This window comes from Pradoshia sp. TA40_28, from assembly GCF_059694525.1.
Genome location: NZ_JCATZO010000019.1, coordinates 18,486 through 34,035 on the forward strand (window position 1 = coordinate 18,486; position 15,550 = coordinate 34,035).

General features: G+C 37.7%; 10 protein-coding genes and 5 tRNA genes. 2 read left to right on the forward strand and 13 right to left on the reverse strand.

Translation table 11 applies throughout. The features are described from left to right. From menH to AC58NB_RS16800, 3 genes are read right to left on the reverse strand one after another with little or no spacing between them, the layout of a single operon-like run. Positions 1-825 carry a 2-succinyl-6-hydroxy-2,4-cyclohexadiene-1-carboxylate synthase gene (gene menH / locus AC58NB_RS16790; RefSeq protein WP_497427948.1) on the reverse strand — a complete coding sequence of 275 codons (825 nt, stop codon included), beginning with the start codon at positions 823-825 and terminating at the stop codon, positions 1-3. Further along, entirely contained in the window at positions 815-2,572 is a 1,758-nt protein-coding gene (gene menD / locus AC58NB_RS16795) for a 2-succinyl-5-enolpyruvyl-6-hydroxy-3-cyclohexene-1-carboxylic-acid synthase (protein ID WP_497427949.1), read from the reverse strand. The genes menH and menD overlap by 11 nt, the downstream gene beginning before the upstream one ends. Beyond that, a complete protein-coding gene (locus AC58NB_RS16800) occupies positions 2,569-3,978 on the reverse strand; it encodes an isochorismate synthase (protein ID WP_497427950.1) in 1,410 nt (469 codons plus the stop codon). The genes menD and AC58NB_RS16800 overlap by 4 nt, the downstream gene beginning before the upstream one ends. Positions 3,979-4,452: 474 nt before the next feature. On the opposite strand from AC58NB_RS16800, the gene AC58NB_RS16805 reads away from it, so the two are divergent. Both AC58NB_RS16805 and AC58NB_RS16810 read left to right on the forward strand, forming a co-directional pair. Then, positions 4,453-5,388 carry a 1,4-dihydroxy-2-naphthoate polyprenyltransferase gene (locus AC58NB_RS16805; protein WP_497427951.1) on the forward strand — a complete coding sequence of 312 codons (936 nt, stop codon included), beginning with the start codon at positions 4,453-4,455 and terminating at the stop codon, positions 5,386-5,388. A gap of 268 nt (positions 5,389-5,656) precedes the next feature. Then, on the forward strand, positions 5,657-6,406 hold the full coding sequence (locus tag AC58NB_RS16810) for a TraR/DksA C4-type zinc finger protein (protein ID WP_497427952.1): 750 nt from the start codon (positions 5,657-5,659) through the stop codon (positions 6,404-6,406). A gap of 184 nt (positions 6,407-6,590) precedes the next feature. Here the strand turns inward: AC58NB_RS16810 and AC58NB_RS16815 are convergent, their stop codons facing one another. The 10 genes from AC58NB_RS16815 to AC58NB_RS16860 form a co-directional block, all read right to left on the reverse strand. Further along, on the reverse strand, positions 6,591-8,990 hold the full coding sequence (locus AC58NB_RS16815; protein ID WP_497427953.1) for a glycogen/starch/alpha-glucan phosphorylase: 2,400 nt from the start codon (positions 8,988-8,990) through the stop codon (positions 6,591-6,593). Positions 8,991-8,994: 4 nt separating this feature from the next. Next, complete coding sequence (glgA, locus tag AC58NB_RS16820; RefSeq protein WP_497427954.1) at positions 8,995-10,422, reverse strand: glycogen synthase GlgA; 1,428 nt, start codon at positions 10,420-10,422, stop codon at positions 8,995-8,997. Next, positions 10,419-11,447, reverse strand: a complete 1,029-nt coding sequence (locus AC58NB_RS16825) for a GlgC family sugar phosphate nucleotidyltransferase (RefSeq protein ID WP_497427955.1) — start codon at positions 11,445-11,447, stop codon at positions 10,419-10,421. Before AC58NB_RS16825 ends, glgA begins: the two co-directional genes overlap by 4 nt. A 24-nt stretch (positions 11,448-11,471) precedes the next feature. Then, positions 11,472-12,626: a glucose-1-phosphate adenylyltransferase gene (locus AC58NB_RS16830; protein ID WP_497427956.1), complete on the reverse strand. Its 1,155-nt coding sequence runs from the start codon at positions 12,624-12,626 to the stop codon at positions 11,472-11,474. Further along, positions 12,568-14,547, reverse strand: a complete 1,980-nt coding sequence (glgB, locus tag AC58NB_RS16835; protein WP_497427957.1) for a 1,4-alpha-glucan branching protein GlgB — start codon at positions 14,545-14,547, stop codon at positions 12,568-12,570. Before glgB ends, AC58NB_RS16830 begins: the two co-directional genes overlap by 59 nt. Positions 14,548-15,132: 585 nt before the next feature. After that, positions 15,133-15,204: transfer RNA gene (locus AC58NB_RS16840), tRNA-Glu, on the reverse strand. A 3-nt stretch (positions 15,205-15,207) separates the two neighbouring features. Continuing rightward, positions 15,208-15,298, reverse strand: a tRNA-Ser gene (locus AC58NB_RS16845). 5 nt (positions 15,299-15,303) lie between these two features. Continuing rightward, a tRNA-Asn gene (locus AC58NB_RS16850) sits at positions 15,304-15,378 on the reverse strand. 11 nt (positions 15,379-15,389) lie between these two features. Then, a tRNA-Ile gene (locus AC58NB_RS16855) sits at positions 15,390-15,463 on the reverse strand. Positions 15,464-15,474: 11 nt separating this feature from the next. After that, a tRNA-Gly gene (locus AC58NB_RS16860) sits at positions 15,475-15,548 on the reverse strand. Positions 15,549-15,550 lie beyond the last annotated feature (2 nt).

A 15,550-nucleotide genomic window follows, 5' to 3' on the forward strand; every position in this document is an offset into this window, starting at 1 on the left:
CTAATTCCTCCCTCGAATAAATTCACTTACTATTCTACCAAATATTTCGGGTTCTTCCACGTGTATTGCATGACCTGTGTCAATAATTGTTTCAAATTGGCCTTTATTAAGGAAATTCTGCATTTTTAACGCCAAATGAACGAACTTTTTGTCTAATTCTCCGGCAAGCAATAAAACAGGAAAATCCAACTTCTTTAATTCACTCCAAAATGAAGGCTGTGAGCCTGTCCCCATTCCGAGCAAACTATTTTGCAGTCCAATAGTGGTTTGGGATAATCGCTCTTTTCTGATTTCTGTTTTCTTTTTATCTGAAAGTCGTTTTTGAGAAGTAAACAACGGAATGTTCTCCCAATTATCCACAAATCTTTCTATACCATATTCTTCAATTCGTTGTGCCAATTTGGCATCGCTGGACACCCTTGAGATGCGTTCATCTTCATTTTCTAAACCTGGCGATGAACTTTCCAGTATAAGAGTCTGAACAAATTCAGGATAATAAGCTGCAAACCCCAAAGCCAGCCTACCTCCCATTGAATAACCAATGAGATGAACAGATTCAATGTTTAAAGAGATTAATAGATCCTTAATATCTTTGGCTGCTTGCTGCATTTCATATCGTTTTCGATCAGTAGGTGCTTCTGTCAGACCATGTCCTAATAAATCAAGACTAATAAATCGAAAACAATGTTTGTAATCCTGAATGAAGGTATTCCACGTATTCAAAGATCCAGTGAAACCATGTAATAGAAGCACAGGCTCTCCTTCACCCTCTACTCGTAAATGGTATTGTACACCATTAATGGGTACCATAAATTCATTCGCCATCATTCATCAATTTTATTTCCCGGGAAACGTATTGAACAACTTCCCTGTACTTATTTACATCGTAAGATCGGCTTGTACAAACTTCAACGATACGAAAATCCGGATTAGCTACCCAGTCTTGAATAGAGTCGGTTACTTCTTCCCAAGTTTCCGGCTTTTTATAGTTTGCACCATATAAAGCAGCTGTATGTTCAAAATGTAAGCCATGAGGTGTACCAAAAAGCTCTTCGAAATGTTTTTCTTCAGCAGATTGAGGCAAGTAAGAAAAGATTCCGCCCCCATCATTATTCACAACCAGAACCAACAGATTTATTTGATCCATTTTAGCAGCCAAAAAACCATTCATATCATGAAAGAAGCTCAAGTCTCCAAGCGCCAGTACAGTTGGATACTCAGAGGAGGAACTGATACCTGCTGCAGTTGAAATAAGGCCATCAATCCCATTAGCTCCCCTATTCGCCAATATTCGAATCTCCTTAGTCGTTTGAAAGAAGAAAGAATCAATATTCCTAATCGGCATACTGTTTCCAACTACTAAGTTTGCCTTTTCCGGGAGTAAACCCTCTAATAGTGAAAACAATTTCCCTTCTTGCATCCCTGTTTCATTCTGTATAGTCAGCAATCCTTTTTTTGTCACTTCATTGATACTTTGCCAAAGGGAAAGCCAACTGTTTCTTTCTGGATTTGCATAATTAGAAAGATTGTCTTTAACAGAACGGCAGAAAAGGGACTCATTACAATAAACCATATGAGTGCTTACTCCCGCAGGTTCTCTCCATCCACTTCCACCATCGACCACAATATGATTTGCCCGCCTAAACTTTTTCACAAATTGTAACAGCGGTTTAGATACGGGCATTGCTCCAAATCGTATAACTAAATCCGGTGTAATTTCCTCATGGATATCCTCAACCTTTAAGAAAGTATCATAAGCTTCAACCACATATTGATTCCCGCCAGACCTTAATTGAGACAATGGATCTGCTAGAATTGGATATCCTGTTGCTGCTGCGAATTCCAATACAGCCTCTTTAAAATCAAGCTGATCAATCGGTCCGCAAATAATAATCCCCTTCTTACTCTCCTCAATCAACTTGATATAAGTATTTAATTGAGTACCTGTCATCTTTAACTGACCGTGTGCAATATCGATATACGCTTTAGAATGTTCTGTCTTTTGAATCCATTTATCCATCTCACTTAAAATGGGAATAAGAGGCTCCCTTAAAGGGAAGTTAATATGGACCGGTCCAGCAGGTTCCAAAATGGAATTGCTGATTGCCCGACTTGCTACGGTTCGGGCATACTGAAGCATCATTTCGCCAGATTCGGGCAGAGACATCTCTACAAACCATTTCACATGCTCACCGTAAAGGTTTAATTGATTGATAGCCTGAGGGGCTCCAACATCTCTTAATTCATGCGGACGGTCTGCAGTAAGCACGATTAATGGCACTCTTGAATAATAGGCCTCCACAATAGCCGGAAAGTAGTTTGCTGCTGCCGTACCTGATGTACATAATAAAGCAACCGGCTTCCTCTTTTCTTTGGCCATGCCCAGCGCAAAAAATGCAGCGGATCTTTCGTCAATATTAATATGAACATTCATATCCGGATGTTCGGCCATACAATAGGCAATTGGTGTAGACCTTGATCCCGGACTAATGACAACATGATTAACTTCCGCTCTGGTTAATTCATCTACAAAGGATGCAATAAAAGCAGTTAGCTCTTCTTGGTGATTCATATGTTCCTTCCCTCCAAAGCTGAAAGCATAGGTTTAAATTTCACTTTTGTCTCCGTATATTCACTTTCCGGATTTGATTTTTCTACAATCCCGCAGCCGGCATATAGAGATGCCCTCTCCTTTTGAAGTAAACCGGAACGGATACCTACAGAAAAATCTCCATTTCCGTATATATCCATCCATCCTATTGGAGCAGCATAAAATCCTCTATCCATACCTTCATATCTTTCTATCTTTTCCATAGCAACATCTCTTGGTGAACCTCCTAAAGCAGGAGTAGGATGGAGTAGTTCTACAAAGTCCAGGACGGAAGTGCCAGGCATACTCACACAATTTACCGGTGTATAGAGATGCTGAATATTTTTCAACTTCATTAGTACGGGTGCACTCGGAATAGTGATTTCGATGCAATGCTCCTCCATCGCATTTCTGATCATATTCACGACAAATTGATGCTCGGAACGATTTTTATCATCGTTTAGTAATTCATTTCCTAGCTTCGCATCTGTTTCTTCATCTTCCCCTCTTGGCGTTGACCCTGCTAAACAAGCAGAAAACACGATGGCGCCCTCTTTTTTCACCAACCGTTCAGGCGAAGCGCCTATAAAGCAATGTTCACCCGACTCAAGGCCAAAAATAAAGCTGCCGTTTTGCTGATTCATTAAATTTTCCAGTACTGTATGAGAAGGTACTTCATCTTCAAATTGCAAACTTAATTCCCGTGCCAGAACGATTTTTTCCATCTGCCCTTTTTGGATATCTTCAACCGATTTAACGATAGCCTGTTTCCACTCTGGTACCAGATGCTCCTGCTGACTCACAACAGCTGGCATTTTTTTCTGGTCGGTAACTGACATAGATAAAAAGGCATCTTTCTCCTCTATAAACTGTTGAATCTCTTCATCGGACATATGTGGATTCAAATAAATAGAGGAGGTTAAATATGTACCATGCTTTGTTTCCGTAATTAAATATTTTGGTATATAAAATAAATAACTGCCAAATGGACTCCAGGGTGAGCTCGGATCTGTATCTTGTGCGTTAAAGGAAAAACCTCCAAAACAAAGAGGCCCTGTGCCTTTTCCTGAGTTTATCCCCATGGTGATGGCTGTTTCCATAATGGCTGTCCATTTTTCTTTTATTTCCTTAAAGCGTTTTTTCCCATTATGAAGGGATTGTATTTTATTAGCGGTTCCGATTCCAGCTAAATATAGTTCATTATCCGGATCTTTCCAGTAAAAGCGTTCCCCTTTATATAAACATTCGCTTGAATGATAGATATCGATTGGTCTCTTATTGGTAACGGCTTCAACATGACTGAATAAGATTGGCATAGCAATCCTTTTTACTGTTTGTAAGGCTTCAGTCAATCCCTGTTGAATATCTGTCATTTGCTTTATCGCCATTCAAATCCCCCCGTTGATCCTTTATCCAATAAACCTATTTAAAGATACACCTGTATAAATTAAGCTGTCAATTTTTGTAGTTCCTCTACTATAATTAAGAATTTCAAACTTTTTATTGTTCGTTTGATAACGTTACCAAACTGTTTGCCTGCTTTGAGGAAGCATCATCTATCTACTAAACCGCTTTTCTCCCACAGACCTACTGTCAAATTTGCTCATTCTATTAATAACAACTCTTACTATTATAATATTTTTTCCACAAAGCCTGAACCATTATGACTTCTAACAGGTTTGTTAGAAGATAAATGTATTGACACTTTACGTCACCTTTACCTACACTGATTTTAGTATTAAAAATAGTTGGTATGATAGGAAAATGACGAACTCTTAAAATATTTTATTTTTTACTAATAGTTTAACATATCGACTTACCACTATTCTCTAGTAACTTTTAACGTAAAGGAGATTAACAAAATGCAAGATCACTCGCATTCTACTGCGAAGACGGGGTTACCCAGAAAAAGCTGGCGGGTATGGTGGAAATTAACCAGGCCACATACATTAACGGCTGGCTTTACACCGGTGTTAGTTGGTACCGCACTAGCTCATGAACATATACCTACATTGAGTATAGGATTATTTGTGGCTATGATGGCTGCAGCACTGCTTATTCAAATTGCCACGAACCTATTTAATGAATATTACGATTTCAAAAAAGGGCTCGATAATGAGGAGTCCATTGGGATTGGCGGCGGAATTGTCCATGAAGGCTTAACACCAAAGTCGATTCTGACATTAGCGCTCGTTTTGTATGGCATATCAGCACTAATCGGTGTCTATATATGCGCAAATAGCAGCTGGTGGCTGGTTCTCATTGGATTATTGTCCATGTCAATGGGATATTTGTATACCGGTGGGCCATTCCCTATAGCCTATACCCCATTGGGTGAGATTACTTCCGGCTTCTTCATGGGATGCTTAATTATCTTGATTTCTTATTTCATTCAAACCGGAAATGTAACATTAGATGCGTGGCTCGTGACTGTACCGTTCTTCCTGACCGTAGGTGCTATTATGTTATCAAATAATATACGTGACAGAGTCGGAGATGAAAAGGGCGGACGTAAAACGCTGGCAATTTTAGTAGGTAAGAAAAATGCCATTATGGTACTTGCTTCTATGTTTGCGCTCTCTTATCTATGGGCATTTGTTTTAGTTTTATCTGATATCACTTCTCCATGGACATTGCTCGTTCTCTTAAGTATTCCAAAAGCTGTCCAAGCTGTGAAAGGGTTCATTGGTAATGATACTCCACCGGAAATGATGCCTGCTATGAAAGCGACTGGTCAAACGAACACTTTCTACGGACTTTTATTTGCACTTGGTATGTATATAGGATTTTTCTTCTAATTCATTTGGGAGAGACGTTGTTTTATAGTCAACAACTTAAAAAAGATGGAGAAAACCAGTGGGTTTTCTCCATCTTTTTTTATCTACTTCGCTCAGAATAGTGAAATCTTACTTTAGATTATTTCGATACGTAAAAAGGATGTTATCTTGTGAATCTACTCCCCTAAGACACATCATTCCTAAAGGTCTCAGCATCTAAATGTTTTCCCATTGTCTGAAGGGGTATTGTAACAATACAACGTTACTTAACAGATAAGGAAGTGGTAGCATGCTAAATAAAGAGCAACTACAAGCGTTAACGGATAGATTAAAAGAACAAAGAGACGAATTTCAACAAAGATTAAACACAAAAAAAGACAGTCGGTTAGACCTGAGTGAACGTGAAGCATCGGGAGAACTTTCATCCTATGATAATCACCCTGCTGACCTTGGAACAGAATTATTTGAGCGTGAAAAAGATGTGGCCTTAGAAATACATGAAGAGAAACAATTAAATGAAATTGAATCCGCATTGGCTGCAATAGAAGAAGAAACTTACGGCGTATGTAAGGAATGCGGTAAGGAGATCCCATACGAAAGACTGGAGGCTATTCCATCTACTCTTTATTGTATTGAACATACGAGAAAGCAGGAATTAAGCAATCACCGTCCTATTGAAGAAGATATCATTCAGCCACCGAAACCTGATTCTCTTCAAAGAACGTATGATGACCGAATTCAGGACTATACAGACAGTTATCAAGAGGCTGCACAATATGGAACTTCTGAAACACCTGCTGATATGGTAAGAGACGCAAAAGGATATGATGATCTCTATCCAGACCAAACAGAAGATGAAGGTTTTGCTGATGATATTGAATCGTTCGTTGGCAATGGACCAGATGGTGAGCGTATGGTTTATCAAAGCGATGCAAAAATCGATTATGAAGACCGCTTGAAGAAAGAAGGTTTAGAATCTGATTTAGGGGATATCCCTTACCGAGAAAGCGACAGTTATGTAGATAATAAGAAAAAATAAGGCAGCCTTCCAAGGTTGTCTTATTTTTTCTCTACTAATTGTTTAAGCCTATTCAATTAATACTTGTATGGAATTAAATGAATTTTATACAAGACCGAATACATCTTCTAAAGGAAAAAAGACGCACCTCTCATCCCTTTAATGGATTTGAGTTCGTCTTTTTTAATAACCTTATATTGTTTGCTTAATGTATGGGTTTCACATTCCAAATGTCTGTCGCATACTGACTGATTGTTCGATCACTTGAGAAATACCCTGAATTAGCAATATTTATCACGCTTGATGTGTTCCATTTCTTTTTATCCTGATAAAATGCCTCTACTCTTTCTTGTGTACTAGCATAAGAATCGAAATCTCTTAGCACAAAGTACTGGTCATTTTCCAGAAGCAGAGAATCATAAATCATATCGAACATCCCTGAAGTATTTGGGAAAAAGCCATTAATCAATTGATTTACAGCCTGATGAATCCTGCGATCAAGCATATAGTACTCTGAAGAGTGATAGCCGCCATGTGCATTATAGTCCATAACTTCCTCAGATGATAACCCGAATGTAAAGATATGGTCTTTTCCGACTCGCTCAAAGATTTCCACATTTGCTCCATCCATTGTACCGATGGTCAGGGCACCATTCATCATAAATTTCATATTACCTGTTCCAGATGCTTCTTTACTTGCAGTGGATATTTGTTCACTTACTTCAGCAGCAGGGAATATTTCTTCAGCTAAGGAAACTCGATAATTCTCAAGAAATACAACTTTTATATAATCCTTAGTATCCGGATCATTATTAACTTTCTCGGCAACAGAATTAATCAGTTTGATAATTTTTTTAGCATAGTAATAGCCAGGAGATGCTTTGGCGCCAAAAATAAACGTACGTGGATAAGGCTTGAAGTTTGGCTCATCCTTCATCCGATTATATAAATACATGATGTGCAATACATTCAATAATTGCCTTTTATAAGCGTGCAAACGTTTGACCTGAACATCAAAAATACTATCTGGATTAACGGTTATACCATTCTGTGCTTTAATACGTTCCGCTAGTTTGAGCTTATTGTTTGCTTTCACCTTGATCAGCTGCTCTATAAAGGTGGAATCCTGGCTAAACCGCTCCAGTTCCTTCATATAACTTGGGTCAACCTGCCACCTATCTCCGATTGATTCAGAGATTAAGTTAGAAAGGCCTGGATTTGATTTCATTAACCATCTGCGATGGGTAATTCCATTAGTTTTATTATTAAATTTTTCTGGATAAACCCGGTAAAAATTATTCATTTCGCGTTTTTTGAGAATCTCAGTATGCAGGTGGGCTACACCATTGACACTATGACTGCCTGCAATGGCCAAATGAGCCATTTTAACTTGGTCATGAGCGATTATAGCCATTTCCTCTATTCTTTGCCAATCGCCTGGATACAGGTCCCATAATTGCTTACAGAATCGCTCGTTAATCTCATTCACAATCATATATATTCTAGGCAATAACGGTTGGAATAATCGGATTGGCCATTTTTCCAACGCCTCAGAAAGCGTCGTATGATTAGTGTAAGAAATCGTTTTGGTGGTTACTTCCCACGCCTCATCCCATGATAATTTAACCTCATCCAATAAGATTCTCATTAATTCTGGAATGGCCAGTACAGGATGAGTATCATTAATATGTATAGATACGTATTCGTGCAGTTTGTTCATGGGAATATTCTTTTTACGGTAAGTCCTTAAAATGCTATGTAAACTGGAAGAAACGAGGAAATACTGCTGTTTTAATCGCAGAATTTTTCCGCTGTCTTCTGTATCATCGGGATAAAGGAATTCTGATACCAACTCTGTCTCACGCTTGTAACGCATGATATCACGATGAAAAGGAGCCGGAGCAGGTTCAGCACTCCACAATCTTAATGTATTGACCGTCTCGTTATGATATCCAACAACAGGTATATCATAAGGAACCGCCATGATTGGCTCTGAATCTACATGCCGGAAACATAGCCGACCTTCAGAATCTTTATAGGATTGAACTTCCCCCCAAAAAGGAACCATCACTGCCTGATCGGCCTTTCTAACTTCCCATACATGTCCATTTTGCAACCACTGTTCCGGATATTCGACTTGTACGCCATCAATGATTTTTTGCTCAAATAAACCATGTTTATAGCGGATTCCACATCCGTGCCCTGGTAATTCAAGGGAGGCTATGGAATCCATAAAGCAGGCAGCCAGCCGTCCTAACCCGCCATTCCCAAGAGCGGAATCCGGTTCGATTGATTCCAGTTCCGAAAAACTAATTCCTAAATCTCCCAGACCCTCTTCCACAACTTTTTGAATACCGAGATTTAAAACATTGCTCCCCATAATTCTTCCGAGCAAAAATTCAATGGATAAATAGTAAACCTGTTTTGTATTCGTACTTCTATATAATTGATTCGTTTTAATCCAATTCTTACTTATATATTCACGAATCATAATACCTAATGTATGATATTGTTCTTGTGTTGTTGATTCTGAAAATGTCTTTCCATATGACATTTCTAGCTTAGATATAAAGGCTTCCTTAAACTGTTCTTTATTACTAAACATCAAATCAGATCCTCTCAATCAAGTCTTCATACAATAGCTCATACTCTGCTGCTGAACGTGCCCAGCTGTAGTCCTTCCTCATGGAATTCTGCACGATTTTCTTCCATTCCGACGGATTGTGATAGAAAGATAATGCCCTTCGTATTGTATAAAGCATGTCATGAGCATTAAAGTTTGTAAATGAGAAACCATTGCCTTCCCCAGTAAATTCATTATATGGCTGTACAGTATCTCGCAGGCCACCAGTTTCCCTTACTATTGGTAATGTCCCATATCTCATTGCTATTAATTGGCTTAACCCACAAGGTTCAAATTTAGACGGCATAAGGAATAAATCGGCACCAGCGTAGATTTGATGGGCTAAATCCTCATTAAATCCGATATGAACTCTTAGTTTATCCTGATACCATTGGGACGTATAACCAAAGAAATGTTCAAATTGCGGATCACCTGTCCCCAGCATAATCATTTGTACATCTTCCTGTAAGATCTCATGGAAAACAGCTCTAACTAAATCAAAGCCTTTTTGAGATGTCAGACGTGAAACAACAGCAATCAGCGGCTTACTATCATCTACCGGTAAATTAAAATACTTCTGCAGGGATCGTTTATTCGCCAACTTGCCTTTTAAATTGTTGACCGAAAACTCACTGGCAATTGCGTCATCTTTTTCAGGATTATATAAATCATTATCAATCCCATTTATAATTCCATATAGATCCGAATCTCTGGCCTGTAATAATCCATTTAGGCGTTCACCATAATAATCTGTTTTAATTTCCTCTTTATATGTAGGGCTCACAGTAGTAATAGCATCCGCATAAACAAGAGCTGATTTCATGAAATTGACGTTCCCATCGAATTCCAATTGGTTAAAGTAGTCATCATGAATTCCTAGTACATCATTCAGAAAACTTTTTCCGTAAATACCTTGGAATTGCAAATTATGAATGGTAAAAATATTTTTGATATTGGCTAATTTCGTATTTTGATGCTGGGTTTTCAAAAGAAATGGAATCATGCCTGTATGCCAGTCATGAGTATGGATAACATCCGGTAAAAATGGGATATGATAGAGCGTTTCCACAGCCGCTTTACAGAAATAGGCAAAGCGTTCACCATCATCAAACTGCTCATAAAGTTTTGGACGGTGGAAATAATATTCATTGTCCATAAAGTAATACGTGACACCATCATACTCAACTTCAAAAATACCGCAATACTGTCTTCTCCAGCTTAATTGAACTTCAAATTCGGCAATTTTTTTGGCTGAATTAAAAAAATGAGAAGGTATCGTCCCATACTTAGGAAGCAACACTCTTACCTCATGACCTAATTTTTTTAATTCTTTTGGAAGAGAGCCGGCTACATCAGCCAGCCCTCCAGATTTAGCAAAGGGTACACATTCGGATACTACAAATAATACATTCACGAATTCATCAACGCTCCTTGTTTAACACCTTTTTGAATAACAATTGGTTGAAATGGTGACCCGATAAGAACTGTACCATCTGCAATTTCTACATCTTTATCGAGGATACAATAGTCAAGTTTGCAATTCTTACCAATCTTTGTTTTTTGCATGATGATAGAGTTTTTAATTGAAGTTCCTTCATCGATATTTACAGCTCTGAAGATGATGCTCTGCTCTACTTCCCCTTTGATCATACACCCATTAGCAACCATCGCTTGGCTCACATGAGACTGTCCACTGTACTTGGATGGCGGCTCATCTTTAACTTTTGTATAAATAGGGCAATCCTTCATAAATAGCTGGCTCCAATTTTCTTCTTTAAGCAAATCCATACTTGTTTGGAAATAGGCATTAATAGAATTAATGTTAGCCAAGTATCCATCATACTGATATACACAGATTGTAAAGTCTGAATAATGATCATCTACAACATCTTTTAGAGATGTATACCCAGTCTGTTTCCGTTCTTCAATTAACTTAACAAGCAATTCTTTTTTTAGAATGAACATTTCCAATGATTCATTATCTTTTTTGATTTCGGTTATATCACATCTATTTTGTATATGATATTTAAGGACCGCGTTAAAATCAATGTTGCAAACCGTTTGACTGTTAGCTACTATCGCATACTCTTGTTCGCTTCTTTCCAGGTACGTCATATGGTAGGCAAAGTGGTCAAACGAATGAACCTCACCCTGCACATCTTCTGTATGTGGAACCGGTAGGAAAAACAGACCATCTCTTTTTCTATTTAAATCCCAGTTTTTTCCTGTTCCTAAATGGTCCATTAACGATCTAAAATGTGCCTGTGGATAAACAGCTACATTTGAAATGCCTGAATTAACCATGCTTGACAAGATAAAATCTATTAATCGAAAACGCCCAGCGATTGGCAATGCTGCAACATTCCGACTTTTTGTTAAAATGTCCAGGGACTCATAACTATTTGTGGCATCTATAATACCTAATAGTGATTTACTCATATTTTCAACGCCTTTCAAAATATATCAAGATAATTTTATGACATTCTCTTCAGTTAACAGCTCAGGATTAACTAATATTACATCCTCATCATCAATTGGCTTAATCACTTGGTTATCAGGTATAACAGCACCAGGTGGAATAATAGCTTTTTCAATATAAACATTCTCACCTATGATCGCATCTGACATGATAACTGAATCTTTTACATGAGCACCTTTTCCGATTTGTGCTCCATAGAAAACAACTGACTTTTCTACCTTGCCTTCCACAATACATCCTTCGTTAATCAATGATTCTTTAACATCTGCTTTATTAGATAAATATTGAGGAGGTCTATTTGGATTAACAGAATATATGCGCCATGAATAGTCATAAAGATTTAATTCACACTCTTCATCTAGTAAATCCATATTAGCTTCCCAATAACTTTTCAGTGTACCGACATCTTTCCAATATCCTTCAAACGGATATGCATATACCTTTTTATCATCATTTAACAGTAAAGGAATGATATCCTTCCCGAAATCTCTTGATGACTCTTCATTTTTGGAATCTTTTATTAAATAGTCCTTTAGGACTTTACGATTGAATATATAAATTCCCATTGATGCTAAATTATTTTTTGGATTCTTAGGCTTTTCTTCAAATTCCATTACCGAATAATCTTCTCTAGTGTTCATGATTCCAAATCTGCTTGCTTCGTCCCAAGGTACAGGGATAACAGAAATCGTTGCATCTGCTCCCTTTTCTTCATGGAAGCTCAGCATTTTATCATAATCCATTTTGTAAATATGATCACCGGAGAGAACGATCACATAATCCGGATCGTATTGATCGATATAATTTAAATTTTGATAAACTGCACTTGCTGTCCCTGTATACCATCTCATTTCTTTTGATGCAGAATATGGAGGTAAAACGGTAACTCCGCCATCTCTTAAATCAAGATCCCAGGCGCTTCCATTCGAAAGGTATGAATTTAGCAATAATGGTTGATATTGCGTTAATACCCCCACCGTATCTATCCCAGAGTTGGTACAGTTGCTTAACGTAAAATCTATAATTCTATATTTACCGCCAAATGGGACTGCTGGTTTTGCAATATCAGCGGTCAAAGCTTCAAGCCTTGTTCCCTGTCCTCCTGCTAGTAGCATTGCGACTATTTTTTTCTTTGCCATTTTTAGTTGACTCCTTCCGTTTTTTTATGGGACGCAGTATCGTAATTCCAAATGGAGGGACCTTTATCTTTATGTGATATGGTCTTCCATGAAAAGGACCTTCTTCTGCGATGATGGTCTTCTTATTAACATGATTGCTTCCACCATACTGGAGAGCATCGCTATTAATGACCTCTTTATACTCCTGTTTATCAGGTACTCCTACTTTATATTCTTCATACGCTATATTTTTAAAGTTACACAAAATAACTAAAGGGTTACCTTCTTGATCTCGGCGAATAAATGAGAATATAGATTGGTCGGTGTTATGGACATCAATCCATTCAAATCCTTCAGGCTGATCATCCAGCTCATATAAAGGTTTTGAGCGTTTATAAAACTTTATTAAATCTTTAAAGAAAATATTTAATGTTTGATGAGATTTGTAATTTAGTAGATGCCAATCAACCTGTTCCTTATCCTTCCATTCTGAGAACATTCCCAGCTCTCCGCCCATGAATAGTAATTTCTTTCCTGGGTGGGTTGTCATAAATCCCATAAGTAATTTCAACTGAGAAAATTTTTCTTCGTAGCTTCCTGGCATTTTATCAAGAAGAGATTTTTTACCGTGGACCACTTCATCATGTGATAAAGGCAAAATAAAGCGTTCCGTATAAGCATACATTAAGGAGAATGTTACTTTATTATGGAGATCTTTCCTAGAATGCTGGTCTGCTTCCATGTACTCTAAAATGTCGTTCATCCATCCCATATTCCACTTATATGTAAATCCTAAACCTCCCTCATTATCCGGTTTAGTCACGTCAGGCCAATCAGTTGAGTCTTCAGCCATCATTAGTACAGTAGGATCGGATTCTTTAACAACGCGGTTAAGTTTTTGTAAAAATTTTATGGCATACGGATTCACGTCACCATTATATGTATTTGGCCAATATATAATATTTGCAACCGCATCTACTCTAAACCCATCTATGTGAAAGTAATTCATCCAATACCGCGCATTGGATATTAAAAAGCTATGGACTTCAGGTTTACCTAAGTCAAAATTAGCTGTACCCCATACTTGGTTCTCTCTATGTTTTTGATCAGAATACTCATAAACTGGTAAACCATCAAACATAAATAAACCATGAGCATCTTTGCAATAATGTCCAGGAACCCAATCAAGCAGAACACCTATATTATGTTGGTGACATTTGTCAATAAAATACTTTAAATCTTCTGGTCTTCCATATCGACTGGTTGGAGAGTAATACCCTGTACTCTGGTAGCCCCATGAACCGTCATATGGATGTTCTGTAAGTGGCATCAATTCAATATGTGTAAAGCCTTGTTCGATTATGTAAGGGATAAGTTCATCTGCAAGGTCCCGATATGTATAAAATTCTTCAATTCTGCACTCATCACTTGGAGTAGTTTCTTTGCCTTCTTGAATATGCTTTCTCCATGTACCTGAATGAATTTCATAAATAAACATTGGACAATCTTCTTGATGTTTTTTTATTTTCTTCTTATACCAGGAAGTATCGCCCCATTCATATGAATCCTCTAATGGGTGGACAATGGAGGCAGTATTGGGCCTTATTTCAGAATAAAATGCATATGGATCACTTTTTAACAGAATTTCTCCTGTAGCAGCTTCAATTTCGTATTTGTATATTTGCCCTTCCAAGTTTTTTTCTATTAAAATGGACCAAATGCCCTGTTCAGAAACCTTTTCGAGATCATATCCTTTACCATTCCAATTATTAAAAGAACCCACCAAGCGTATCTGACGGGCATTTGGTGCATATACCGTAAACCTTGTATGTACATGATCATCTATTTTTATTAAATGAGCGCCGAACAGTTTATACGCATCATAAAGAGAACCTTCATGAAACAAATGAACCTGGTAGTCTGTTGGGATAGCAATAGGCATATTATCACCCTTTCTAGAATTTTCTCAATATACTAATTAAACTACTTATTCTGTCACTAAATCAAATGCAATAATTGTCAAATCAAACATATAATTAATCTAAACCACTATATTATGGTATTGATAAGAGAAATTAACAGTCCTAGTATCATATATCCAAAATAAAGCATTTAAAAACTAATATACTATAACTTTTATAAATATTTATTTATATATACATATGATTGAAAGGGACTAAAGAAAACATTCTAATTGGATAAAATAAAGAATTGTTTGTTTATTATACTATTTATATATAGTAAACAAAATTTTCTAATAATTCAAGACCTCGAAGGAAACTTAGTCCAACATATTATATTGATTTCTACTACTTCATTGAAAGTTATTGTGGGTAAATTTTATGGACAAGATCAAATAAATCAATAGAGGAAATTAAGGAATAGTGTATATTACAAGAGAGGTGATTGTTCTTCAAGCGACCTTAAAAAGAAAAGATATTTGTTATTTCTTTCCATTCTCTCATAGAACAGTGGATTCATGCAAGATAAAAAAAAACCATGTACTTATAGTACATGGTTTTTTTAATGACCCCTACGGGATTCGAACCCGTGTTACCGCCGTGAAAGGGCGGTGTCTTAACCGCTTGACCAAGGGGCCATATGGCGGAGAAGGAGGGATTTGAACCCTCGCGCCGGTTACCCGACCTACACCCTTAGCAGGGGCGCCTCTTCAGCCTCTTGAGTACTTCCCCATATATGGCTCCGCAGGTAGGATTCGAACCTACGACCGCTCGGTTAACAGCCGAGTGCTCTACCACTGAGCTACTACGGAATAATGGTATATGGGCCTAAATGGACTCGAACCATCGACCTCACGCTTATCAGGCGTGCGCTCTAACCAGCTGAGCTATAGGCCCGAAATTTTAATTGGAGCGGGTGAAGGGAATCGAACCCTCATCATCAGCTTGGAAGGCTGAGGTTTTACCACTAAACTACACCCGCAT